Consider the following 23,180-nt stretch of genomic DNA (forward strand, 5'->3'; position numbering starts at 1 on the left):
CCTCATAAGGAGACCCTCGTGCCTTCGACATTCGTCCACCGTGTCCTCGGCGTGCCGGTGGCGGTGGCGCTCACCGTGGCCCTGGCGCCGGCCGCCGCGTCGGCCACGGCCGTCCGGCATCCAGCGGTGATCAACGGCCAGGCGCCCACGCTGCACCCTGAGGGGGTCGCCTACGACCCCGTACGCCGGGCGTTCCTGGTCAGCTCGATGCGCCACGGGACCGTGTCCGTCGTGCGCCCGGACGGGTCGGCGGAGACGCTGGTGAACGATCCGAAGCTGATCTCCTCCGTCGGGATCAGGATCGACCCGGCCCGCCGGCTGCTGTACGTGGCGAACGCCGACGACGGCGCCGGCGAGCGTTCCACGCCCGCGACCAGGAAGCGGGTCGCCGGGCTCGGCGTGTACGACCTGCGGACCGGGCGGCGGGTGCGCTACGTGGACCTCGCCGCCACCGCCGGTCGGGCCGGCGAGAACCACTTCGGCAACGACATCGCGATCGCCCCTGACGGGACGGCGTACGTCACCGACTCCTTCGCGCCCGTGGTCTACCGCGTGGGCACGGACGGCCGGGCGTCGGTCTTCCTCCGCGACGCCCGGCTCGGCGGCGACGGCTTCGCGGCCAACGGCATCGCCTGGCAGGACGGTCATCTGGTCATCGCCAAGACCGACGACGGCACGCTGTGGCGGGTGCCGGCGGGAGATCCGGGCTCGCTGCGCCCCGTGCCGCTCGACCAGCCTCTGACCGGCGCGGACGGCCTCGCCGTACGTGACGACGGGTCGCTCCTGGTGGTGCGGAACCGGCTCAGCGACACCCCCGCCGACGCGGTCGCCGTCGTACGGCCGGCCAAGGACTGGAAGAGCGCCCGGGTCACCGGCCAGACGACCTGGAAGGACCCGGCCCCGACCACGGCCGTCGCCGACCCGAGCGGTCGCCACTACGTGCTGAGCGGCCGCATGGACCTGTTGTTCGCGGGCAAGCCCGTCGACACCTTCACCCTGCGGCGGTTGTGACGGGCCCGGCCCCGGCGGCGGGCGCGGGGCCGGTGGTGATGGCCCACGGGATCTCCCGGTCGTCCGGCAGGGCGGGGTCGAGCGCCAGACGCGCGCAGAGGCGGCCCTGGTCGCGCAGCGGGTTGGTGACGGACGTGATGCCGAGTCGCCGCCCGGCCGGTGAGGCGTCCCAGCCGAGGTAGGCGGCGTCCGGGAACGTGTCGCGCAGGGCGTGGTGGGCTCCGAGGGCGAGTTCGTCGCTCATGGCGATGACGAGCGGGCCGGGGGAGAGGTGCGGGACGAGTGCGCGCGCCGCCGCGCCGCCGTCCTGCTGGGTGTTGCGCGCCACGACCGCGACCGGGATGTCCGTCCACCTGAGCCCGGCCTGTTCGATGGCGGCGCGGAAGCCGCGCAGCCGGGCGCCGGTGACCGGGAACGGTATGTGGGACGGCAGGTTCGCGCCGGTCGTGACCAGGTGCTCGCGGTCACGGTCGAGCGGGAAGGAGATCACGACGGGCGGCCGGCCGTCGCGGAGCCCGTGGGCGGCGAGCGCGTGGGCGGCCCGGTAGTCGTCCTGGGTGACGCAGGCGATCCCCTCGCGTGCCGGGCCTCCCTGGACGACCGCTGGGCGAGGGTCGCCGGCGACCGCCGCCAGCACCGGGTCGTCGTCCGCGGTGGTCCACAGCACGAAACCGTCGACCGCCGCGGACAGCACACGACCGGTGTCCGCGGCGTCGCCCCTGGTGGGGATGAAGGTGAGGCCCTGGTCCTGCTCGACGCAGACCTCCGCGACCCCGGCCAGGAACTGTGCGGCCTGGGGATCGTCGAAGGCGTAGGTCAGGTGCTCGCTGAAGACCACCCCGAGCTGCCGCGTACGACCGGACTTCAGCGCGCGGCCCACGGCGTCGGGGCGGTAGCCCAGCTCGTCGGCCGCGCGGTGCACGCGGTCCCGGGTGGCGGCGGCCACCCGGGACGGCCGGTTGAAGGCGTAGGAGGCGGTCATGACGGACACCCCGGCGCGGGCCGCCACGTCCTTCAGCGTCACGCGTCTGGGATTCGTCGGCACGAGGCCATCCTAGGCATGTAGCGTTACACAGCTCGCTCTGTGTAACGTTACACACATGTCGATCGTGACCGTTCGTCCCTCCCTGGCGTTACGCGTGGCGCCGTTCCTCGCCTTCGCCGGGTTCGGCGTCTTCTGGGGGGTGTGGGGCGCCACCCTGCCCCTGCTGCGGGCCAGAGCCGGGGTCGGCGATGCGGAGTTCGGCCTCGCGCTGCTGCTCGTGGGCGCCGGAGCGCTGCCCGCCATGCTGCTGACCGGACGGCTGGTCGACGCACTCGGGCTGCGGGTCACCGGCGTGCTGCTCGCGCTGCTGGGCCTCATGGGCGTGGTGCTGTCCGCGGCCTCGGTGAGCTATGTCGCGTTGTGCGCCGGGGTCCTGTGCGTGGGCGCCAGTTCGGGAGCGGCCGACGTGGCGATCAACACGCTGGCGGCGACGGTCGAAAGGCGTACAGGACGCCCGGTGGTGGCCCGTTCGCACGCGGCGTTCTCCGCCTCGGTGGCGGTCGCGAGCCTGAGCGCCGGAGCCCTCTCCGCGACGGCGGGCAGGCTGCTGGTGACCTTCGCCGTGGCCGCGGTGGTCGTCGTCGCTCTCGGCCTGGGCGTCGTCGCCGCCACACGTTCGGCTCCGGCCCGGGACGCCGACGCGCCGGGGAGTCCCGAACCCGCGGGACGCACGCCGTGGTGGACCGGCCTGCTCGTGGTCGGCGCGATCGGCGCACTGGCGTTCGCGGCGGAGAACGCGTATCAGACCTGGGCCGCCGTCCTGCTGACCGACGCGTTCACCGCCTCGCCCGCGCTGGCCGCCGTGGCACCGGCCGCGTTCGCCACGACCGCCGCGTTGACCCGTCTCGCCACCGCCGCGATCACCCTGCGCCGCGCGATCGCCACGCTGGTGGTGGCGAGCACGATCGCCACGGCGGGAGGTCTCCTGACGGCGTTCGCGGCCACGCCGCCGCTCGCGCTGGTGGGCATCACCGCCGCCGCCGTCGGCACCTCCGTGCTCTTTCCCACCCTGCTGTCGTACGGGCTGCGCCCGGTCGCCGACGGGTCGCGGGGGCGGGCCACGTCCGCCATCTCCACGGTCGCCTATCTCGGCTATCTCGCCGGACCGGCGTGCTTCGGCCTGCTCGCCGACGCCACCGGCGTGCAGAAGGCATTTCTCGGCGTCGCCGCGCTGACCGCGGTGCTTCCCGCGACGATCCCGGCGCTGTCCGTGCTCAGGCGGGCGGGGGCCGTCAGCCCTCCCCGGGACGAGGAGCCGTCCTCGATCCGCACCTGACCGGCCTGGCACACGTTGACGTGAATGGCTGGAAAGTTATCATGAACCACACGCTGCCGATCTTTTCCTCCCGTACCGCCATCCAGTGCGTCGCGTAGGCCGGAGCACCCCAGTGAACCTCGCCGACTTCCAGCACGAGATCTACCTGGCCGGCCTCGACGGGATCGTCCCCGACCTGCCGACCAACCTGCACCGCCTGGAGGAGGTGGCCGGGGCGCGGCTGACGCCGCAGGCCCACGACTACGTCGCCGGTTCGGCGGGCGCGGAGCGGACGGCCCGCGCCAACCTCGCCGCGTTCGACGCGTGGAAGATCGTGCCGCGGATGCTCCGTGACGTCGCCGAGCGCGACCTGTCGGCCACGATCCTCGGCACGCCGATGCCCGCTCCGATCATCCTCGGCCCGGTCGGTGTGCTGCGGATCTTCCACGAGGACGGCGAACTCGCGGTCGCGCGCGCGGCCAAAGCGCTCGGTGTCACGATGACGCTCTCCACGGCCGCCTCGACCGCGATGGAAGAGGTCGCCGCCGAGGCCGGTCCCCGCTGGTACCAGTTGTACTGGCCGAAGGACCGCGACCTGGCCGCCAGCCTCGTCGGCCGGGCGGCGGCGTCGGGCTACAGCACGCTGGTCGTCACCCTCGACACGTGCACGCTGGCGTGGCGGCCGCGCGACCTCGACCGGGCCTACCTGCCGTTCCTCCGGGGGATCGGCGTACAGAACTTCTGGAGCGACCCCGTGTTCCAGAAGGCGATCGGCGGCCCGGTCACCGACGCCAACCGCGACCTCGCCCTGCTGCACTGGGCGGCCAACTTCGGCAACCCCAGCCTGACCTGGGACGACCTGGCGTGGCTGCGGCAGGAGTGGGACGGCCCGATCGTGCTCAAGGGCATCCAGCACGCCGGGGACGCCCGCCGCGCCGTGGACGCGGGGATGGACGGGATCGTGGTCTCCAACCACGGCGGCCGCCAGGTCGACGGCGCGATCGCCTCCCTGGACGCGCTTCCCGCGATCACCGCCGAGGCCGGCGGGGAGATCACCGTCCTCTTCGACTCGGGTGTCCGCACGGGCGCCGACGTCGCCAAGGCCCTGGCACTCGGCGCGCGGGCCGTCATGATCGGCCGCCCCTACGCCTACGGCCTCGGCCTGGGCGGCGAGGCCGGGGTGCGGCACGTGCTGCGCTGCCTGATGGCCGACCTCGACCTCACCCTCGCCCTGTCCGGCCGCTCCACCCTCGCCGACGTGGGCCCCGACCTCGTCACCCGCTGATCGCGGACGCCTCCCCGAGGGGTTATTCGTCGGGAGGGACGGAAGCCCTTGGGCAACGCGCAGAAAAGTGTACGGATCCGGTCGCCTCGTCCGTCTCGAATGGCGTGGAGAGATGATCAAGGCGTCACCCGGCGATGGCCTGAGCCGCCAGCAGTCCTGCCGCTCCCGCGCCGAGCCCGGCCACCACGCTGGCGACGATGTTGGCCAGGGCATAGAAGCGGGAGCCGTCCTGGACGAGCCGCAGCGTCTCGTAGCTGAAAGTGGAGTACGTGGTCAGCGCGCCGCAGAACCCGGTGCCCGCCACCGCGAACCAGGCCGCGTCGGCGGGCAGCCCCACCAGCAGCCCCAGCACGAACGACCCGGCCACGTTGACGGCCAGGGTGCCCCAGGGAAACACCGAATCGTGCCGGGCCTGCACCAGACGATCGGTCAGGTAGCGCAAAGGAGCCCCGATCGCCGCACCGAGGGCCACCAGCAGCACCGTCATCGGTCGTCCGCCGGCCCGGGAGTGCGGCCCGCGTAGCGGATCACCTCGACCTGGTCGAGGATGACCAGACCTTCGCTGATCAACTCGTCCAGTTCGGGGAGGAAGGCGCGGATCCTCTCCTCGGTGTCGACGATGATGACGGCCACGGGCAGATCCTGTGACAGCGACAGGATGCGCGTGGTGTGGACGCGGTTGGAGGCCCCGTAACCCTCCATGCCGCGGAACACGCTCGCACCGGCCAGCCCGGCCGTGTGCGCCCGGTGCACGATCTCGTGGTGGAGCGGCTTGTGGTGCCAGGTGTCGGTGTCGCCGATGAAGACGGTCAGCCGCAGCGCGGGTCCGTGTAGTTTCACCGCTGCCTCCTGCGTTCGCTCCGGCGCCGGGCGATGGCCAGCGCCTGACTGGTGAGAGCCCCGCCCGCCCAGACCGCCGGCAGGGCGGCGACCAGCGTGGCCGCCAGGTAGGCCAGGGCCACGCCGGGCGCGCCGGCGCGCAGCGCGGTGTGGATGTCCAGGACGTACGTGGAGAAGGTGGTGTAGCCACCGAGCACGCCGACGCCCCAGAACGGGCGCAGCAGCCGCCGCCCTGTCCAGACCTGGTCGATGAGCGTCATGAGCACGCCGATCAGGAGACAGCCCGACACGTTGACCAGGAACGTCGACCACGGGAAGCCCCCCGGGCCGTGCGGGAGCGCGACGGAGACCGCAAAGCGCCCCAGCGCGCCCAGCACGCCGCCCGCGGAGATGGCCGCCAGCACCGGCCAGGCCCGAGGCCGCAACTCCCCGCGCATGGCGGGGGCGTGCACGTCGACGTCGGGATCGACGGGTGTGACAGGCTCGTTCATACAGCTCTCCCTACCAGAACGACACGCATTTCCTCTGGTAGGGACCGTTGGCGGCGCCAACCGCGGTTTCCCGGCCGATGGCCGGGGCGGCGGGCCCCACCGCCGCGAATCCCACCACTCTACCGGCAACGCCGCACCTCTACCCAATCCCGAAGGGCCGAAGCGCCGGTCCGCGAGAGTCTCCCGGCACGTGGCGGGTCAGGCTCGGCCGCACCTCGACGAGGCTTTCCCGCCGTCGCTCCGGCGTGCGGGAAAACGCCAGGCCCGGCAGATCGGACGTTCTCCGGCGACGGCGACGGCGACGGCGACGGGTGCGGGTGCAGGGGCGGGTGCGGGTGCGGGTGTGGGTGCGGGAAGCGGCAGCCGGGCCGACAGGATGGCCTCGTGGACGGCCGCGGCGTCCGGGCCGGGCTCTATGCCGAGCTCCCGGTTCAGCAGGAGGCGCAGTTCGCGGTAGGTGTCCAGGGCCTCGACCTGCCTGCCGGATCCGTACAAGGCGATCATCAATTGCTGCCACCACCTCTCCTGGAACGGATGCTCGCGCGTCAGTTCCCGCAACCTGCCGACGACCCGATGGCCCGGCCGAGGCAGGCGTACTCGGTGGCGAGGTCGAGGCCGGCTCGGGCTTTGGCTGCCTGGTCCATCAGCGTGGAAAGGTGGTGGAGGTCGAGTTCGCGCTCGTCACCGCCTCGTTCTCGTTGAGCAGCAGCGCCGCGAGCGGGAGAGCTTTGCGGTGGCCGTGTTTCTTGTCAAGGAAAGCGCGCAATTCAGCGGAATGGCAGAGAAATGTTAGTGACCGCCGGTGGCGTCGGTGGCCCCGGTAAGTGCGCAGGGCTCAAACTCTGCCGGAAACTCTGCCGAAAATGCCTGCCTCGCCGAAGGCAAGTTCGGCGAAACGCTCGCCCATGCGGCGGTGGGTGGCCGCGTCGGGGTGGAGTTCGTCGGGGAGCGGCAGGTCGGTGTAGTCGGCCGCGCCGTACAGCTCGCGTCCGTCCAGATAGTGGAGGCGGGGGTCGTCGGCGGCGCGCTGCCGGACGATCTGCGCCAGTTCCTCGCGGATGATGTTCAGCGTCAGCTTCCCTGCCGCCCGCTCCGCCGGGTCGCCGGTGGCCAGGAAGCTGATCCGGCCCTCGGCCAGCGCGGCGCGGTCGAAGTCGGCAGGGCCGGGGGTGTCCTCGTGGATCGGGCAGTACAGAGGGGAGACCACCAGCAGCGGGGTGTCGGGCCTGCCCTCCCTGATGGTGTCGAGGAAGCCGTGCACGGCGGGGCGGAAGGCGCGGCGGCGCATGAGGTCGAGGTTGACCAGGTTGATGCCGAGCTTGAGGCTGATCAGGTCGGCGGGGGTGTCGCGGATCGTGCGTGCGGTGAACGGGTCCAGCAGGGCGCTCCCTGCCAGGCCCAGGTTGACCAGCTCGACACCGGCCAGCCGGGCGGCGATCACCGGCCAGGTGCCGGTGGGGGAGGCGGCGCTGGAGCCGTGGCTGATCGAGCTGCCGTGGTGCAGCCACCAGCGGCGCCCGCGGTCCGGTACGGGCTCGACCGGGGCGTCGGCGCGCAGTGCGGCGAGCACGGTGATCTCGTCGTGCGGCAGCCACAGCTCGAGGTCCTTGGGCCCTTCCGGCAGGCCCTCGAACCTGAGGGTGACCGGGCCGCCGGTGCGCAGTTCGGCGGCGCCCGTGAACAGGTCGACGGTCACGACGTCCCCGCCCTGCTCGCTCGTGGTGACCGCCGCGCCGAACGGCCGCCCGTCCACGAGGAGTTCGTAGACCCCGTCCGGCCGCGAGGGTGCGCCGGGGAAGACGCGCTTGGTCGGGATGGTGTCCAGCTCCAGCACCCTGGCGGTGGTACGCAGCGCCAGCCGCACCCCGGCCGGCTGCGCCTCCGCCATCAGCAGTTGCTCGTCCGCGCCCTGCGCCCGGGCACGGGCCGGCAGCCGGTGCGGCACCACACCGCGCTCGGTGCGTTCCAGCTCCAGCGCTCCGCGCAGCAGTTCGGTGCTGATCGTTACGTCGGTGAGGCCCTGCGGGCCGGTCGCCGGTGTGGTACTCATTGCTGGCATTTCCTCCCGTATGGGGCCATCGCCGTCCGCGTCCGTGGCGAGGAGGGCCACCTCCTCTGCGGTCTTCGTCGCCTCACTATCTCCCACCAGCGGCGATGTCCGCGGTAAGCCGGCGGGGTGGCGGGCGTTTCCCGCCGTCCGGCAGCGCGTTTTTCGTGCTGCCGGTCATCCGCCGTGGACGGGTGGTGTCGCGGTCAGCGCTCCGACGTGGTCTCGCGTACCCAGGGCAGCGCCAGTCGTTCCGCCAGCACGAGGGCGGAGTAGAGCGCGACGCTCATGGCCGCCAGCAGAGTGATCGCCGCCCAGGCGGTGGCACTGTCGGCGATGCCGCTGTACTGGACGATCTGGTAGCCGAGTCCGCCCTCGCCGGCCTGGAACTCGCCGATCACCGCGCCGACCGCGGCCAGCGGCATGGCGACCTTCAGCCCGACGAAGACGTGCGGCAGCGCGGCCGGGAACCGTACCTTGCGGAACGTCTGCCAGCGCGAGGCGTCCAGGGAGCGGGCCAGTTCGGCGAGTTCGGCGGGCGTCGTGGTCAGACCGGTGGTGGTGGACAGCACGATCGGGAAGAAGGAGAGCAGGAAGACCATGGTCAGGATCGGCCGCTGCCCCCAGCCGAGCGAGACGACCAGCAGCGGCCCGAGCGCGATCTTCGGCACCGCGTTGACCGCCACCAGCAGGGGCGAGAACATCCGCTCGGCCGCCCGCGACGCGGCCAGCAGCAGGCCGATCAGCACCCCGGCCACCACGGAGATCAGGAAACCGGCCACCGTCTCCAGCGTGGTCGTGGCCAGCCCGCCGAGCAGTTCCGCGGACCTCGCCAGGAAGGCGGCCAGGACCTCGGCGGGCGGCGGCAGCACCGCCGGATGCACGAGAGGGAACGCCGAGGTGACCGTCCACCAGGCGGCGATCGCGACCACGAGCCCGAGCGCGGGCCATCCCACGGCCGCGACCGTCGCGCTCCGGTCGCGTACGACACCTCTCGCGGGCCGCGTGCCGCCCGCCTCGGCCACCTGGTGTGCCTCTCGCGCGGTCAAGGCTTCGGCGTCAGGTCCGCGCTGATGAGCTGGTCGGGGGTCAGCCCGGACGGCATGGCGTCGGCGTCCTGGAGCAGCTCGATGGTGCGGGCGACCCGTTTCGTGTCGATCGTGCCGACCACGTCGCCCGAGCCCTCCGGCCGGACGAAGGCGCCCATCAGCGTGCACTCGGCGGCGGCGGGGGCCGGTGCCGACGCGGGGACGTGCTTCTGGAGGATCCGCCCGGTCTCGTCAGGGTGGTCGATGCTGTGGACGAGCCCTTTGATCAGGGCTGCGATGAAGCGCTTGGCCAGGTCTGGCTGCTCCTGGGCGGTCTTGGTCGTGGTGATCAGGACGTTGCCGTACAGATCGCTCATCACCTCGCTGTACGGCAGCACGACCGCCTGCCTGCCCTTGGCCACCGACTCCACGGTCGGCTCGCCCACCACGAACTGGCCGATGCCCGCCACGGTGCCCCCGGCCAGCAGGCCGATGAGGTTCGCGGGTGCGCCGTTGACCCAGGTGACCTTGGTCGCGTCGACGCCCGCCAGCTTGGCGTAGGTGGGGAAGAGGTTGCGCACCACCGAGCCTGGACTGTCGGCGAGCGTCTTGCCCTCCAGGTCCTTCGGCGTGGTGATCCCGTTGCCTTCGAGGCTGATGAGCGCGGCCATGGTGCGCTGCTGGATCCCGGCCACCACGACGACGCTCCCGGCGCCGCCGTTGCCGCGCGCCAGCAGCAGGCCGGTGAGGTCGACCGGGGTGAACATCGCCGCCCCTGCCTCGACCTTGGAGATGTTGTCGCCGGTGCCGCCGCCGGGCTTGATGTCCACGTCGAGGCCGGCCTCGCGGAAGAAGCCCTTCTCCTTCGCGACCCAGGCGTACGCGTCGCGCCCGAAGTTGCCGAAGGAGGTCAGGTAGGTCACCTTTTCCAGCGGTCCGCCGCCGGCGGTCGACGTCTGCTGTTGACCGCCGGGACCGGCGCAGGCGACGACGAGCAGGCAGGCCCAGGCGAGGGCGGCGACCGTACGGATGAGCCTGTTCATGCACCGCTTCCCTGGGTGAGGTGCCTGAGTCTTCGGCCGGTAAACGGATTAAACGATACAAGAAATGGCCCTGGCCACATAAGACTTCTCTTTCTTGCCAATCCGTATATGCTGGTTCGCCTGGGTCAAAATCGCAGTCAGATGGAGAGCCGGGCGCATGATTGAGCTGGCCGGGGTTTCCCGTAGTTTCTGTGGTCGGTCCGGGGTCGTCGAGGCGCTGCGCGGCATCAGCCTGACCGTGGCCGAGGGCGAGTTCGTCGCGCTGGTCGGCCGATCAGGTTGCGGCAAGTCCACACTTCTGCGGCTGATCGCCGGTCTCCTGCCGCCGACCGAGGGCACGATCACGGTCGCCGGCGAGCGGGTCACCAAGGCGCGGCGCGACATCGCGATGCTCTTCCAGCGGCCCGCGCTGCTGCCCTGGCGGTCGGTGCTCGACAACGTGCTGCTTCCTGTGGAGATCTTCGGCTGGCGCCGGGCGGCCCACCGTGAGCGCGCCCTGCGGCTGCTGGAGCTGGCGGGGCTGGGCGGGTTCGACAAGCGCCTGCCGCACGAGCTGTCCGGCGGGATGCAGCAGCGGGTCTCCCTCTGCCGCTCGCTGATCGGCGACCCCCGGGTGATGCTGATGGACGAGCCGTTCTCCGCGCTCGACGCGATCACCCGTGAGGAGCTGTCGGTGGAGTTGCGGCGCGTGCACATGGAGAGCGGCTCGACCATCGTCTTCGTCACCCACTCCATCGACGAGGCGGTGCTCCTGGCCGACCGGGTGGTGGTGCTCACGCCGCGTCCCGGGCGGATCAGGGAGGTCGTCGAGATCCGCATCCCGCGCCCCCGGACCCTGGGCCGCGACGCCCATTTCGAAGAGGTCGCCCGGTGCAGCGCCGACCTGCACGAACTGCTGGTGGAGCGGGCCCCGCCGACGGTGGCCCAGGAGAAGGGGCAGTGAGCCGGGGGAGGCCCCGAGAGAGGCCCCGAGAGAGGTACGGCCGGTGCGGGCGAGCGTGAGGCGACCATCACCTTACTGATCACCGCGCCGGTGTTGTTTCTTGCTCATACCGGATATTGGATGTGCTCACTGGTTGTTTTCCGGCTCTCCTTCTCCAAGGGTGATAAATGACGACAAAGCTCCCAGCCTTTCCCGCCGTGGCCGAAAACCCGCTCGACACCTGCCTCCGGCTCCGGGAGACGGCTCCCGTGGTCGAGGTGGAATTCCCGGGTGGCGTGCCCGCCTACCTGGCGCTGACCCACCAGGCCGTACGAGAGATCCTCGCCGGAGACAACAGGACCTTCCTCAGGGACCCCCAGCACTGGCCCGCCCTGTACGACGGGTCGATCCCCGAGGACTGGCCGCTGCGGGCCATCGTCCAGGGCGGCCACCTGTCCACCATGGACGGCGGCGACCACAGGCGGCTGCGCGGTTTGGTGGGAAAGGCGTTCACCCCGGCCAGGGCACAGGCAATGGAGCCGAGGATCCAGCAGATCATCGACGGCCTGCTGGACGACGTGATGGCCGCCGGTGACGGCGTCGACCTGGTTCCCGCCTTCACGGAGGCGCTGCCGATGTGGGTGATCTGCGAGCTGTTCGGCATCCCCGCCACGGACCGGCTCCGGTTGCGCAACTGGACCGCGACGCTGCTGGCGCACACCACCCCGCCGGAGGTGGCGTTCGCGACGCAGAACGACCTGTACGCGTTCCTGCACGAGCTGGCGGAGCGCAAGCGGCGCGAACCGGGCGACGACCTCACCTCGGGCCTGGTCCAGGCCAGGGACGAGGGCGACAAGCTCACCACCGAGGAACTGGTCGGCGTGCTGTGGCTCATGCTCGTCGCCGGTCACGAGACCACCGTCCACCTGCTCGGGCACGCCATCCTGGCCCTGGCGCAGAACCCCGGGCAGCTCGCGCTGGCCAAGGCCGGGGACCGGTGGGCCGACGTGGTCGAGGAGACCGTACGCTACCGCCACTCGGTGATGATGACCAGTTTCCGCTTCACGGCGCAGGACGTCACCATCGCCGGGGTGCACATCCCCAAGGGCCGCGCGGTGGGCGTGGTCTACCAGGCGAGCGGCGTGGACCCGGCCGAGTACGGCGAGAGCGCGGACCGGTTCGACCTCACCCGCGAGCAGTCGGGAAACCTCGGTTTCGGACACGGCCCGCGCTACTGCATTGGGGCGCCGCTGGCCCGGCTGGAGAGCCGGTTGGCGCTGGCCTCGCTCTACCGGCGGCTGCCGGAGCTCACCTTCGCGATCGACCCCGCAGACATCCCGTACTCGCCGTCGTTCTTCACGGTCGGCCCGCTGTCCCTGCCGGTCAACCTCGGCCTCGCCGGGCGCTGAAGCGCCGTCGTCCGGGCCGGTCGGCCGCCGGGATCAGCCGGTGCCCCACCTGCCCGGGCCTCCGCCGCCGAACCACGTCTGGATCTCGTAGCGGTGCTCGCGCGCCCACCGCTTCCCCGCGTCGGCGAGTCCCCGCGAGCCGCAGTTGAGGTAGTCGGTCGCGATCTCCGCCGTGCCGTACCGGTCGAGGAGGGCTTCGAGCTGGTCGAGCGACTCCGGCCGGCCCACCTTGATCGCGGACCTCAGGACCGCGCGTGGCTCGCCGACGCGCACCGCCCTGGCCAGCGCGAAGGAGTAGACGTCCGGGTCGTGGCCGCGCAGCAGGGCGCAGAGCCCGGCGGCGGAGGCGGAGTCCGTTCAGGTGCGGTCGGGCATAGAGGCGCCGGGGTACGCGGGCGGACCGACGTGTCCCCAACTGTGCGCGGGGTGGACCAGGCCCGCCAGGTCGCGAAGCTGGGACTCGGCCGTTCGCACCTCGGCCGTCAGCGGCGGGGTCAGCCCGAACCGGTTGCGCAGACCGGCGTCCGCGCCCCGGGCGAGCAGCGCTTCGACGGCGCTTCGGTCGCCCGCGTAGTACGCCTGGTGCAACAGGGTGCCGCCGTCGGCGTCCCGGTCCCGATCGGGCGGTTTCTGGCCGAGAGGCTTGCGCTGGTGGACGACCTCGTCCACGAAACCGTACGCGAGGGCCTCCTCAGCGCCGAACGAGCGTTCCGCCCTCATGTCGGCGAGGACCCGCTCGACGCGGCGCCCGGTCCGCTCGGCGGTCACCAGCGCGACCTCGCGCAGGGCCGAGCGCATCCCCCGGTCGTCAGGGAACCTCCCGGCCGCGTCCGGCGGTGGCCGCCTCATGACGCGGGCGTCCGGCGGTCGCCGCAGCACGAGGCGGGCGTGGGGGAACGCGTGGCGTTTGCCCCTGGCGCCCGCCGCGAGGACGAGCAGCCCCATGTCCGAGACGAGCCCCGTGGCGTACGTCGCGACATCACACCCGACGGAGCCGATGACGTCGACGAGGTCGAGGCCGGCCTGGACCGGACCGCCCACGGACTCGATCAGCAGCACGATGTCGGTCAGCGAGTCGTCCCGCGCCAGCGAGAGCAGCTCGGCGGCGATCCGCTCGGCGCCGCCGGGCTCCAGCGCCCCGCCGAGCAGGATCGTCCGCTGCGGCGACGACTGCTCGCGCGGGCGTTCTCGCTCCGCCCGGTCCGCGGACCTCCGCGGACCGGGGTCGCCTGGAGTGAGCCAGGGTTTCGGTCATCGCCGCTTCCACCGTGTGTCGAGATCGGCTGCCGGGAGCTTCGGCCTCAGTTGTACCGCTGTGCCGCGGGCCTGTCTCGCCGTTCGCCGAACCGTACGCGGTGGAGGCGGCCTACTTCAGGGCGAACGCCCTGACAATCGTCTGGTCGACCCGGTTGCCGGACCCGTCCCAGGCCGCCACCTTCAGCGAAACGTGCCCGCTGCGCCGCTTGTGGTCGGTCTTGACCTGGTACGTCCCGTCGCGGAGCCGGTCCACCCGGACCGTCGCCCAGGTCGCGCCGTCGTCGTACGAGACCTGCGCCGCGGCCCCGGCGATCCGCGCAGGAGCGGCCCCGGTGGGCGCCCTGACCCCGAACGCGAACGTGTGCCGCCCGCGCGCCGAGACCGCGTTACGCGGATCGGCCCCGAGGTCGTAGTCGATCGTGAACAGCGGCAGCACCTCCCGCTCGTCCGTCCGGCCCGAGGAGAACGTCCAGGTCGTGGCCGTGCTGGTGGCCGTGCCCCACCACGGGGCGCTCCGCGCGGCCCGCTGCTCCAGCCGGTACGACGCCCGCTCCGCGGGGAACGTGAACGCCTGGTTGTACAGCTCCCCGCCGGAGGCGAGCTCCTCGTCCCCCCGATACAGCTTGAACGACGCCTCGTCGCCCACCGCGGAGACGAACCCGAAGTGGTCGGGCTCGGAGTCGCCGAACGCGGGCGTCATCATCCGCACCTGGTCACCGGTGCGCTGGGCGGGCAGGCCGTAGTCGACGTAGCCGCTGGACAGGCTGCGCGGCTGGCCGGGCCCGCCCGGTGCGAACCAGTGCTCGTCGAGCCGCTGGCCCGCCCGGTAGGAGCGGTCGCCGCTGATCAGCTCGCCGCCCTCGCCGGAACGCTGGACCTTGGTGCGGACGAGGAGGTCGCCGGGGGTCGTCCACTCCTCGCGCCGCATCGGGCCGACGACCGGCGACGGCTTGATCGGCAGGCTGCCGACGGCGGGACGGAAGCTGGCCCGCGTGCCGTACCCCAGCTCGTCCGTGGTGCCGTGGTAGGTGGCGTCGATGCGGGCCATGGTCCGCGGCGAGATCTCGTAGCGCAGGTCGCGCGGCACGCCGTCGTGCCAGCGCAGCACGTCGTACCAGAACGGGCTGACCGAGGTGCCCTCCAGGCGTGCCCGGCCGGCCTTGCGCAGCGTCGCGGCGTCCTCGAAGCCGGTGGTGAAGGCGGGCGTCGGCAGCCCGTCCCCCCAGTACGCCAGGGCGCCGCCCGGCTCGTTCAGCGCGATCACCACGACCGAGGCCCCGGCCTTGGCCGCGCTCTCGACGGCGGGGAACATGTCCGCGTCCGGCCGGTAGGTCAGCAGCGTGAGCGTGCCGGACAGGTCGACGCCGGTGAAGTCCTCCCGGGTGCCCCCGTCGTGGACGCGCAGGTCGCGCCGCCCGTCGAACTTGGGCCCGTACTCCATGTGGGTCAGCCGCACGTCCTTGCCGTTGGCGGTGGCGGTGGCGACCGGCTGGTAGAGGTCCCAGTGGTGGTACATCTCGAACACGCCGGTCTCCGCCTTCTGGATGGGCGTGACGTAGGCGCGCTCGGTCGCGGACGTCATCATCCACGACGAGTTCAGGCCGGGTCCCTCTCCATAGCGGACGTGACCGATCGTGACCTGCAGGTGCTCGGTCCTCTTGGTGGTGTCCAGGCGGACGAGGTTGGCGGGACGGGCGTCGATCGGGACCGTGGCCGGGCCGGTGATCTCCACGTCGGGGTCGCCCGCGAAGACGACCTCCGAGGAGTGCACGCTCACCTGCCGCCGCTCGAAGATCGTGGCCATCATCGAGTAGCGTCCGGCGGGCAGGTCGGCGACGAGCTTGCCGTCCTCCGGCACCGTCAGGTCGTAGAACTCGCCGGTGTCCAGGTCGAGGACGTCCACGCTGGAGTCGGCGCCGGGCGCGCCGCCGTCGCGGTAGGTGACGGGGATCTCGACGCGGTGCCTGGTCGGGCTGACGGTCTGCGTGATCGCGACCGTCACCTCGACGCCCGCCGCGGTGGCGCGCAGGCGTCCGGTGTAGCGCCCGCGCGTGCCCTTGGACGGGTCGGTGGCCACGGTGACCCGCGTCTGGCCGCCCGCGGCGACGTCGGCGCGGGCGGCCTGGAGGGTGAACATGCCGTCGGGCGCCGGGTCGCCGTGCGCGTCGCGTACGTCGAGGGCCAGGTCGAGCGTGACGGCCGCGTCGCCCGCGTTCACGAGGTCGACCGTCGAGGTCAGGGGCTCGGCGTCGGCGGCCACGATGGGCTGGCTGATCGTCGCCGGGCTGGCGTACACCTGCTGGGCGACCGCGCGCCCGGCGTCCACGCGGCCCGCGCCGATCGCGTCGAGGTCGCCGGACACCGGCTTGGCCGTGCTGACCAGGGCGGCCTTGAGCTGCTGGGCGCTCCAGTCCGGGTGGCGCTGGGCGAGCAGCGCCGCCGAGCCCGCGACGTGCGGGGTGGCCATGGAGGTGCCGTTCAGCGAGGTGTAGCGGTCGTCGACCGGGGTGCCGAGGCCGGTGCCTGCGGCGCGGGCGGCGACGATGGCCACCCCGGGGGCGCTGATCTCGGGCTTGAGCGCGTCGTCGCCGGGCCGGGGGCCGCGCGAGGAGAACGCGGCCAGCTCGTCGCGCTTGCTGACCGCGCCGACGGTGAGCGCCGCGTCGGCGGCGCCGGGCGAGGACACGGTGCGCGTGTCCGGGCCCGCGTTGCCCGCCGCGACCACGAACAGCGCGTCCGACTGGCTGGAGAGCGTGTTGAGCGCCTGGCTCACCGGGTCCTGGCCGTCGGAGGGGTCGTTGGTGCCCAGGCTCATGCTGACGACGTCGACCTGCTGCGCCGCCGCCCACTCCATCCCGGCGACGATCCACGACAGGGAGCCCTGGCCGGCGTCGCCGAGCACCTTGCCGACGTACAGGGAAGCGGCGGGCGCGACGCCCTTGCGCTTGCCGCCGTCGGCCGCGCCGCTGCCCGCGATCGTGGCGGCCACGTGCGTGCCGTGGCCGTTGCGGTCCGCCGTGTCGGGGGCGTCGGTGAAGTTGACGGCCTCCGTGATGCGGCCTTCGAGGTCGGGGTGCGTGGCGTCGACGCCGGTGTCGAGCACGGCGACCTTCACACCCTTGCCGTCGTAGCCGGCCTGCCAGGCGTCCGGGGCGCCGATCTGCGGCACGCTGGTCTCGAGCGTGGCCCGTACCGGCCGGTCGAGCCAGATCTTCTCGAACGGCGCCGCCACCGCCTTGGCCGTCGACGAGGTGAGCGCGTTCCAGAACGCCGCCGCCTGGGCGGGCGTGCGCTCGACGGCCGTCGCGTTGGCGCTGGCCAGCACCCGCGTCCTGCGCGCCCCGGCCGGCACCGGCTGGGCGGTGAGCGAGCGGGCGGCGCTCTTGCCGTAGCTGACGATCAGCGGGAGCGAGGCGCGGTGGGCGTCGTCGTAACCGGCCTCGATGAGGGTGGTGACGTTGAACAGCTCGCTGTCCAGCCGGTTCGCGGCCAGCATCGGGCGGGCCGTCTCCGGGATCACGTACAGGTCGCCGTCGCGGTCGACGGTCTTGAACGCGGGCTGGGTCCGGCCGGGGGTGGGGCGAGGGCTGACCACCTGGCGGCCGTCGGCGTACGTCTGCACGTCGATGACGTCGCCGGTGACCAGCGTCAGCGTCCGGGTGACCGGGGGCGCCGCCGGGGGAGTGGCGGGCGGTGTGGCGGGCGGCGTGGCGGGTGGGGCTCCGGCCTGCGCGCCCGCAGGCACCACCGGGCCTAAGGCCAGTACGGCCGCGCCGGTGGTCGCCGCGATGACCTGGGAAAGTGGTCGCATCCTCGGGGGTCCTCCCTATGGTCCCGCGCCGTTGATCATGTACGGGACATACTCTCAGAAAACGGACGTTCCACTCCCATAGCTGTCAGTGGCGAACTCCTGACACGTCAGGTATCCGCCACCCCACCCGTCACAGCCGAGCCGCTGGATCAGGGGATGATGTCCGAAATCCGCCGGGCACGTCGGTCGGCCCGGCGCTATACCTGATGCGGCGACGCCCACGTCAGCCGAGCAAGACCCCGTCAGCAGTGAAAGCACCACGTCGACCGAGGAGTTACCCGCATGACCGCCGCCGACAAGGCCAACCGGCTCCGCTCGCTGCAGAACGAGTCGGTGCTGCTCCTGCCCAACGCCTGGGACGCCGCCAGCGCCGCGGTGATCGCCGCGGCCGGCGCACCCGCGATCGCCACGACCAGCGCAGGGGTCTCCTGGAGCCAGGGCCGCCAGGACGGCCAGGCGCTCAGCCGTTCCGACGCGATCGGGATCGTCGCCCGGATCGCGGCCGTCGTCGACGTCCCGGTCACCGCCGACATCGAGGGCGGTTACGACGACCTGACGGCCACCATCACCGACGTGATCGCGGCCGGCGCCGTCGGCGTCAACCTGGAGGACTCCCGCGCGGCCGGCGGCCCGCTCCACACCGTCGAGGAGCAGACGGCCCGCATCCGCCGGGCCCGCGCCGCCGCCACCCACGCGGGCCTGGACGAGCTGGTGCTCAACGCCCGCACCGACGTCATCCTGTTCGGCCTCGGCGACCTGGACGAGGTCATCGCCCGCACGCACGCCTACGCGGAGGCCGGGGCCGACAGCATCTTCGTGCCGGGCCTGCTCGACCTGACCGCGCTGCGCACCCTCGCCGAGGCGGCGCCGATCCCGGTCAACGCCATGGCCATGGCCGGCGGCCCCGACGTGGCGGCGCTCACCGCCGCCGGAGTACGCAGGATCAGCCTCGGCATGGCCGTCGCCCAGGCCGCCTACACCACGGCTCGGCAGGTCACCCTCGAACTGCTCGGCAAGGGCACCTTCGACTCCCTCGACGGCGCCCTCGGCTTCGGCGAGCTGAACGACCTGTTCACCGAGTAGCGCCCGGCGCGGCGGCGCGGCCTCGCCCCAGGGCGTCCCCCGGCTTTCAAGGCTGGGATAGTTGCGGGCAATCGGGTTGTAAGCGCGCCGCGAAGAATGGCAGCCATGACACATTTCCCTGGGGTACGTCGAGCCGCACCGCGCCGCTACGGTGCCGTCCTCGTTCTCTCACTCGTGGCACTCGCGGGATGCGGCCTCGCCGGCGAGACCAGAGACGCCGGCACCGGCCCCGTGACCAGCAGTTCGGCCGCCGCGCCCAGGGAGAGCACTCCCGAGGCCCAGCCTCAGGCCCAGACCGAGGCCCAGACTGGGCCCGCCGAGGCCACGACCGCGCCGACCCCCGCCGAGACCGCCCAGGACGGCGGCGCGGCGGCGGTCGAGCCGGGCGGCGTCCTGACCGACGGCAGCACGGTCTCGGCAGAGTTGACCCGCTCGGGGCAGAAGGACACCTTCACCCTGGACCTGGGCGACGCCAGGGAGTTCTACGTCACCGACATGCAGGGCGACGACATTCAGCTCCAGGTGTTCTCCGAGGTCGACGGCGAGCCGTTAGGCCCCTCCAGCGTGGCGCTGAGCTTCGGCACCTCGCTGTTCAAGCTGACCAAGGCGGGCGGCCACCGGCTGGAGGTCTGGGGGAACACGAACGTCGTCGGCGCGTACGCCTTCCGGATCGCCACCGTCAAGGTCCGTACGTTCCCCGTGGCGATCGGCCTGAAGATCGGCGAGGGCAACCCCGCCGGGGCCGGACGCCTGGACGTGCCTGGACGCGTCGACCGCTTCGAGTTCGACTCGGACGGCGCCACGGCCATCAAGGTGCTCGGCGGCGCGGGCGCGTGCACGGCCATCGAGCTGGAGCTGTACGACGCCGCAGAGAAGAGCGTCGCCGACGCCCGGCAGCCGTTCCCGCTGTGCGGCTACGAGTTCGACCTGCCGCTCTCGAACGGCGACGGACGCTACGCGCTGGTCGTCAGGTCGGGCACGGCGAAGACCGGGGCCTACTCGTTCCAGATCGCCCGCGCCGGCTGAACGGCCGGGCGCGCGCACGCATCCACGGCGTTCGGGCAGGTCAGGAGGGGCGCGGGCCGTGCGGCTGCCGCGCTCCTTCGCGGCGGTCAGGAGCGGCGCAGGTCGCCGCGGTACTCCAGCGCGCTCGCGCCCTCCTGCTGGACGACGGTCAGGGCGTCGGGGTCGTTCAGCGTGAGGGTCATGTCCCCGCCCACGCACTGGTCCCGCTGCGCCACGGTCATGTTCAGCACGGTGTCGCCGTCGACGCTGGTCAGCGTGGCGGTGAGCGTGCACGCGCCGCTCGCCCATGTGCCCGTGCGCTGCCCGGCCGCCAGGGTGATGGTGATTTCGACGGGCTTCTGGCGGTCGTCCTGGGAGACGACCTGTCCGGTCCAGGTCCCCGCGAAGGTCTCGGGGATCTGGCCCGATCCCGAGGCGAGGGGTGTCGTCCCTGAGGTCGTCTCCCGGTCCGCGGACGGCGTCGGGGCCGGTCCTGAGGTCGCCTCCCGGGCCGGGGACGGCGTCGGGGCCGGTCCTGAGGTCGTCTCCCGAGTCGGGGACGTCTCCGGCAGCGCCTGCGACGTCGGCCGGTCGCCTTCTGCGGGGCGCCCGATCGCCCCGCTCGCGTACAGCACGCCCGCCGTCGCGAGGGCCGCGACGAGGACGGCCACCACGGCTGCGACCGGACGCGTCCCGCGCCGGTGGATCCGCACGCCCGTGGAGCCGTCCTGGCCGGGGTACGCCCCCGGCGGGGGAGCGGGGATCGTCCGTCCGTCGGTGGCCTGGGGGACCGGGCCGGCCGGGAGCACGCGGGTCGCGCCGGGGCCGGACCAGTTCGGCGGGACGTACACGCTGGGGACCTGACCGACGTCGGGCACCGCGACGGTGGGAGCCCCGGGATCCACCAGGCGGATCATGAGCGAGCGGGCGGACGGGCGCGTCCCCGGCTCCTTGGCCAGGCAGGCGGCCAGCGTCTCGCGCAGCCCCCGCGGAATGCCGGAAAGGTCGGGCTCCTGGGTGAGGATGCGCTGGAAGACGGCCGCCACGGTGTCGCTGCCGAACGGCGCCCGTCCGGTCGCGGCGTAGACCATCGTCGCGGCCCAGGCGAAGACGTCGGCCGCCGGAGAGCCGTGATCGCCCTTGAGCTGCTCGGGCGCCATGTACGGCGGGGTGCCCGACAGCGTCGAGGGCGCGGTGCCGGCGTCGAGCGGCCGGGCGATGCCGAAGTCGACCACGCGCGGCCCGTCGGGACCGAGCAGCACGTTGGCGGGCTTGAAGTCCCGGTGCACGACCCCGGCGCCGTGGATGGCCGCGAGAGCGCACGCCGTGCCCACCGCCAGCCGGTCGAGGTCGCCGTCGCGCAGGGGGCCGCCGGTGCGTACCCGCTCCTGCAGCGAGGGGCCCGCGACGAACTCGCTCACCACGTACGGGACGGGCCCGTCGGGCTCCGCCTCCAGTACGCGCGCCGTGCAGAAGGGAGCCACCCGGCGGGCCGACTCCAGCTCCCTGGCCAGCCTGCGGCGGGTGTCGGGATCGGTGCCCCCTCTGAGGACCTTGATCGCGACCCGGTCGCCGGACGCGCCGCGTCCCTCGTAGACGATCCCCTGCCCGCCCTCGCCCAGTCTGCCTACGACCTGGAACGCTCCGAGCACTCGCGGGTCTCCCGGCTCCAGCGGGCCAGCGGGCATGAGCTCCTCCGCGCACGTCGAGGCGGGCTGCCACCGGCACGCCGTTCCTGGCAGGGTCACGCCAGGCCATCGCCGCAGCGCAGTCAGGATTCTAGTGACAATTCGCCAGATCGGGCAGAGCCGCCCGACGCCCGTGCCGGACGCGCTCAGGGCGAGCGGAAGTCCCTCGCCCTGAGCGCATTCCACGGGGTGTTACGTGTGGTAGTGCTGCCCGAGGGGCCGGCCGGGGATCGGCTTGGCGATGAGGGCGACCGGGACGAAGAAGCAGATCTGGGCGATCACCAGGGTGAGTGTCCAGAGCGCCTGCTCGTCGTAGTGGGCGGCCGCCTTGGCGTACAGCTCATCGGGGACGCGCTCCCCTGACGGGTTCGGGGTGAGCACGGCCTCTACGAGCTCCAGCGCGCCCCGTTCGGCGTCGGTGAAGTAGGGGGCGTCCCGCCAGGTCGCCACGGCGGTGATGCGTTCCTCCGTCTCCCCGGCGGTGCGGAGGTCCCCGGTCTGCCGGACGGCGTGGTAGGTGCTGCCGACGATCTGCCCGGCGCGGAGCTGCACCAGGCCGATCGTGGTCTGCGGGATCGAGCCGTTCGTGACGGCCTTGAACATGGCTCCGGCGATGGTGCCCACCTCGGGGATGACCGTGGAGGGGTCGGGCAGCCGGGAGCGGAGTTCGTCCTGGCCGGTCGTCGCGGGGATGGTCATCGGGTGATCTTCCTTTCGGTGTTCTCAGGGTGGTTCGAAGACGTCCGGCCTGGCGGGGGGCGCCGAGCGGGGCAGGCGCCGGATGGTGTCTCATGAGTCCGACGGCACGGGCGCGCGAAATGTGAGGTGCGGCGCGGACCTCACACTTCGCGGCGCTGTCTCGTCGAACGGGTGACGGCAGTCGCACCGAGGGAGCCGACGACACCATGACCACCCCATGACCGCCCCATCCGAGCCGGGAGCGGCCCGGTCTGACCCGGGCCTGAGCGCGATCGTCGGCGAGCGGCGCCAGTTGATCAATCTCGCCTACCGGCTGCTCGGCTCCCTGGCCGAGGCCGAGGACGCGGTGCAGGAGACGTACGCCCGCTGGTACGCCATGTCCCCGGAGCAGCAGGAGGCCATCGCCTCGCCCGGTGCCTGGCTGACCAAGGTCGCCGGACGTGTCTGCCTCGACCTGCTCGGCTCGGCGCGGGCCCGGCGCGAGCGCTACGTGGGCGAATGGGTCCCCGAGCCGCTGCCCGAGCCCGCGGAGTGGACGAGCGGCCGGGCGGGAGGCGATCCGGCCGACCGCATCACCCTGGACGAGTCGGTCAACATGGCGTTCCTCGTCGTGCTGGAGTCGATGACCCCGGCCGAGCGGGTGGCGTTCATTTTGCACGACGTCTTCCGCTACTCCTTCACCGAAGTGGCCGAGATCGTCGGCCGTACCCCGGCGGCCTGCCGCCAGCTCGCCTCCTCGGCCCGCCGCCGCCTCCGCGACGCGCACGCGCCCGCGACCCCGGCGGCCCAGCGGGCCCGGATCGTCAAGGACTTCAAGCTGGCCTGGGAGGCCAAGGACATCGACGCCCTCATCGGCCTCCTCGACCCCGGCGCCACGGTGGTCGCCGACAGCGGCGGCCTGGTCGAGGCCGTCGCGCATCAGCTCGAAGGCGCGCAGATCGCGCACTACGCCCTGGGCCTCACCGAGCGGGCGCCCCACCTGACGCTTCTGGAGCGGACCGTCAACGGCCAGCCCGGCCTGGTCATCCAGGAGAACGGCGGCACCGTGGCGGTGATGGCGTTCGAGGTGGCCGGTGACCGGATCACCCGTATCTGGGGAGTACGCAACCCAGAAAAGCTCCGCCCCTGGACGGCGGGACCCCACCACGAGGACCCGTCGGGACGCCCGCCAGTCGAAGCTCCTTGACCGCCGCGTTCGCCGCACGCCGCCCTCGGCCGGGCGGGCGAACGGATGCCGTGCTTGATCATCTGGCCGAACCTG

Annotated in this window: 21 protein-coding genes; 8 read left to right on the forward strand and 13 right to left on the reverse strand. The window is 72.6% G+C overall.

Annotated elements, in window-relative coordinates; genetic code table 11:
* The first annotated feature begins 18 nt into the window (after nt 1–18).
* On the forward strand, nt 19–1,011 hold the full coding sequence (locus tag ABD844_RS02970) for a hypothetical protein (RefSeq protein ID WP_344872659.1): 993 nt from the start codon (nt 19–21) through the stop codon (nt 1,009–1,011).
* Here ABD844_RS02970 and ABD844_RS02975 read toward each other — a convergent pair.
* A complete protein-coding gene (locus ABD844_RS02975) occupies nt 992–2,056 on the reverse strand; it encodes a LacI family DNA-binding transcriptional regulator (RefSeq protein WP_344872661.1) in 1,065 nt (354 codons plus the stop codon). The genes ABD844_RS02970 and ABD844_RS02975 overlap by 20 nt on opposite strands.
* Nucleotides 2,057–2,111: 55 nt before the next feature.
* Between ABD844_RS02975 and ABD844_RS02980 the strand changes: the two genes are divergently transcribed.
* Both ABD844_RS02980 and ABD844_RS02985 read left to right on the forward strand, forming a co-directional pair.
* The gene (locus ABD844_RS02980) at nt 2,112–3,332 is read left to right on the forward strand and encodes an MFS transporter (RefSeq protein ID WP_344872663.1); all 1,221 of its coding nucleotides are present in this window, start codon (nt 2,112–2,114) and stop codon (nt 3,330–3,332) included.
* A gap of 112 nt (nt 3,333–3,444) precedes the next feature.
* Nucleotides 3,445–4,596, forward strand: coding sequence for a lactate 2-monooxygenase (locus ABD844_RS02985; protein ID WP_344872665.1), 1,152 nt, complete (start codon nt 3,445–3,447; stop codon nt 4,594–4,596).
* A 124-nt stretch (nt 4,597–4,720) separates the two neighbouring features.
* Here ABD844_RS02985 and crcB read toward each other — a convergent pair whose 3' ends face one another.
* The 7 genes from crcB to ABD844_RS03020 form a co-directional block, all read right to left on the reverse strand.
* Entirely contained in the window at nt 4,721–5,083 is a 363-nt protein-coding gene (crcB, locus tag ABD844_RS02990; protein WP_344872667.1) for a fluoride efflux transporter CrcB, read from the reverse strand.
* On the reverse strand, nt 5,080–5,436 hold the full coding sequence (locus ABD844_RS02995; protein WP_344872669.1) for a DUF190 domain-containing protein: 357 nt from the start codon (nt 5,434–5,436) through the stop codon (nt 5,080–5,082). The genes crcB and ABD844_RS02995 overlap by 4 nt, the downstream gene beginning before the upstream one ends.
* Nucleotides 5,433–5,927 carry a fluoride efflux transporter FluC gene (locus tag ABD844_RS03000; RefSeq protein ID WP_344872671.1) on the reverse strand — a complete coding sequence of 165 codons (495 nt, stop codon included), beginning with the start codon at nt 5,925–5,927 and terminating at the stop codon, nt 5,433–5,435. Before ABD844_RS03000 ends, ABD844_RS02995 begins: the two co-directional genes overlap by 4 nt.
* Nucleotides 5,928–6,125: 198 nt before the next feature.
* Nucleotides 6,126–6,518 carry a BTAD domain-containing putative transcriptional regulator gene (locus ABD844_RS03005; protein ID WP_344873025.1) on the reverse strand — a complete coding sequence of 131 codons (393 nt, stop codon included), beginning with the start codon at nt 6,516–6,518 and terminating at the stop codon, nt 6,126–6,128.
* A 244-nt stretch (nt 6,519–6,762) separates the two neighbouring features.
* The gene (locus tag ABD844_RS03010) at nt 6,763–7,977 is read right to left on the reverse strand and encodes a GDSL-type esterase/lipase family protein (protein WP_344872673.1); all 1,215 of its coding nucleotides are present in this window, start codon (nt 7,975–7,977) and stop codon (nt 6,763–6,765) included.
* Between the two features lie 203 nt (nt 7,978–8,180).
* Nucleotides 8,181–9,023 carry an ABC transporter permease gene (locus tag ABD844_RS03015; RefSeq protein ID WP_344872675.1) on the reverse strand — a complete coding sequence of 281 codons (843 nt, stop codon included), beginning with the start codon at nt 9,021–9,023 and terminating at the stop codon, nt 8,181–8,183.
* On the reverse strand, nt 9,020–10,045 hold the full coding sequence (locus ABD844_RS03020) for an ABC transporter substrate-binding protein (protein WP_344872676.1): 1,026 nt from the start codon (nt 10,043–10,045) through the stop codon (nt 9,020–9,022). Before ABD844_RS03020 ends, ABD844_RS03015 begins: the two co-directional genes overlap by 4 nt.
* Before the next feature lie 157 nt (nt 10,046–10,202).
* Between ABD844_RS03020 and ABD844_RS03025 the strand changes: the two genes are divergently transcribed.
* Together ABD844_RS03025 and ABD844_RS03030 are read left to right on the forward strand one after the other, a co-directional pair.
* On the forward strand, nt 10,203–10,988 hold the full coding sequence (locus ABD844_RS03025; protein ID WP_344872678.1) for an ABC transporter ATP-binding protein: 786 nt from the start codon (nt 10,203–10,205) through the stop codon (nt 10,986–10,988).
* Between the two features lie 167 nt (nt 10,989–11,155).
* Nucleotides 11,156–12,376 (forward strand): cytochrome P450 family protein, encoded by a 1,221-nt coding sequence (locus ABD844_RS03030; protein ID WP_344872680.1) that lies wholly within the window; start codon nt 11,156–11,158, stop codon nt 12,374–12,376.
* A gap of 33 nt (nt 12,377–12,409) precedes the next feature.
* On the opposite strand, the gene ABD844_RS03035 is transcribed toward ABD844_RS03030, so the two are convergent.
* The 3 genes from ABD844_RS03035 to ABD844_RS03045 all read right to left on the reverse strand — a co-directional run bounded on the left by ABD844_RS03035 (nt 12,410) and on the right by ABD844_RS03045 (nt 17,444).
* Complete coding sequence (locus ABD844_RS03035) at nt 12,410–12,649, reverse strand: hypothetical protein (protein ID WP_344872682.1); 240 nt, start codon at nt 12,647–12,649, stop codon at nt 12,410–12,412.
* 84 nt (nt 12,650–12,733) lie between these two features.
* Entirely contained in the window at nt 12,734–13,528 is a 795-nt protein-coding gene (locus ABD844_RS03040; RefSeq protein ID WP_344873027.1) for a ClpP family protease, read from the reverse strand.
* Between the two features lie 214 nt (nt 13,529–13,742).
* Nucleotides 13,743–17,444, reverse strand: a complete 3,702-nt coding sequence (locus ABD844_RS03045; RefSeq protein ID WP_344872684.1) for a S8 family serine peptidase — start codon at nt 17,442–17,444, stop codon at nt 13,743–13,745.
* Between the two features lie 282 nt (nt 17,445–17,726).
* Here ABD844_RS03045 and ABD844_RS03050 point away from each other — a divergent pair, with 282 nt between their 5' ends.
* Together ABD844_RS03050 and ABD844_RS03055 are read left to right on the forward strand one after the other, a co-directional pair.
* Nucleotides 17,727–18,527, forward strand: coding sequence for an isocitrate lyase/PEP mutase family protein (locus ABD844_RS03050; protein ID WP_344872685.1), 801 nt, complete (start codon nt 17,727–17,729; stop codon nt 18,525–18,527).
* 105 nt (nt 18,528–18,632) lie between these two features.
* Nucleotides 18,633–19,553, forward strand: coding sequence for an RAD23 family protein (locus tag ABD844_RS03055; protein ID WP_344872687.1), 921 nt, complete (start codon nt 18,633–18,635; stop codon nt 19,551–19,553).
* 86 nt (nt 19,554–19,639) lie between these two features.
* On the opposite strand, the gene ABD844_RS03060 is transcribed toward ABD844_RS03055, so the two are convergent.
* Together ABD844_RS03060 and ABD844_RS03065 are read right to left on the reverse strand one after the other, a co-directional pair.
* The gene (locus ABD844_RS03060) at nt 19,640–21,220 is read right to left on the reverse strand and encodes a serine/threonine-protein kinase (protein WP_344872689.1); all 1,581 of its coding nucleotides are present in this window, start codon (nt 21,218–21,220) and stop codon (nt 19,640–19,642) included.
* Nucleotides 21,221–21,412: 192 nt separating this feature from the next.
* Nucleotides 21,413–21,919: a carboxymuconolactone decarboxylase family protein gene (locus ABD844_RS03065; RefSeq protein ID WP_344872691.1), complete on the reverse strand. Its 507-nt coding sequence runs from the start codon at nt 21,917–21,919 to the stop codon at nt 21,413–21,415.
* A 217-nt stretch (nt 21,920–22,136) separates the two neighbouring features.
* Between ABD844_RS03065 and sigJ the strand changes: the two genes are divergently transcribed.
* Entirely contained in the window at nt 22,137–23,105 is a 969-nt protein-coding gene (gene sigJ / locus ABD844_RS03070) for an RNA polymerase sigma factor SigJ (protein ID WP_344872693.1), read from the forward strand.
* The last annotated feature ends 75 nt before the right edge of the window (nt 23,106–23,180 follow it).

It is taken from the genome of Nonomuraea antimicrobica (assembly GCF_039536965.1).
GTDB lineage: Bacteria > Actinomycetota > Actinomycetes > Streptosporangiales > Streptosporangiaceae > Nonomuraea > Nonomuraea antimicrobica.

Excerpts from the sequence above, each read along its gene's own strand:
- ABD844_RS02980 (WP_344872663.1), top strand. The coding sequence starts at position 2,112 with ATGTCGATCGTGACCGTTCGTCCCTCCCTGGCGTTACGCGTGGCGCCG.
- crcB (WP_344872667.1), bottom strand. The coding sequence starts at position 5,083 with ATGACGGTGCTGCTGGTGGCCCTCGGTGCGGCGATCGGGGCTCCTTTG.
- ABD844_RS03000 (WP_344872671.1), bottom strand. The coding sequence starts at position 5,927 with ATGAACGAGCCTGTCACACCCGTCGATCCCGACGTCGACGTGCACGCC.
- ABD844_RS03010 (WP_344872673.1), bottom strand. The coding sequence starts at position 7,977 with ATGAGTACCACACCGGCGACCGGCCCGCAGGGCCTCACCGACGTAACG.
- ABD844_RS03020 (WP_344872676.1), bottom strand. The coding sequence starts at position 10,045 with ATGAACAGGCTCATCCGTACGGTCGCCGCCCTCGCCTGGGCCTGCCTG.
- ABD844_RS03025 (WP_344872678.1), top strand. The coding sequence starts at position 10,203 with ATGATTGAGCTGGCCGGGGTTTCCCGTAGTTTCTGTGGTCGGTCCGGG.
- ABD844_RS03030 (WP_344872680.1), top strand. The coding sequence starts at position 11,156 with ATGACGACAAAGCTCCCAGCCTTTCCCGCCGTGGCCGAAAACCCGCTC.
- ABD844_RS03045 (WP_344872684.1), bottom strand. The coding sequence starts at position 17,444 with ATGCGACCACTTTCCCAGGTCATCGCGGCGACCACCGGCGCGGCCGTA.
- ABD844_RS03050 (WP_344872685.1), top strand. The coding sequence starts at position 17,727 with ATGACCGCCGCCGACAAGGCCAACCGGCTCCGCTCGCTGCAGAACGAG.
- ABD844_RS03055 (WP_344872687.1), top strand. The coding sequence starts at position 18,633 with ATGACACATTTCCCTGGGGTACGTCGAGCCGCACCGCGCCGCTACGGT.
- ABD844_RS03060 (WP_344872689.1), bottom strand. The coding sequence starts at position 21,220 with ATGCCCGCTGGCCCGCTGGAGCCGGGAGACCCGCGAGTGCTCGGAGCG.
- ABD844_RS03065 (WP_344872691.1), bottom strand. The coding sequence starts at position 21,919 with ATGACCATCCCCGCGACGACCGGCCAGGACGAACTCCGCTCCCGGCTG.
- sigJ (WP_344872693.1), top strand. The coding sequence starts at position 22,137 with ATGACCGCCCCATCCGAGCCGGGAGCGGCCCGGTCTGACCCGGGCCTG.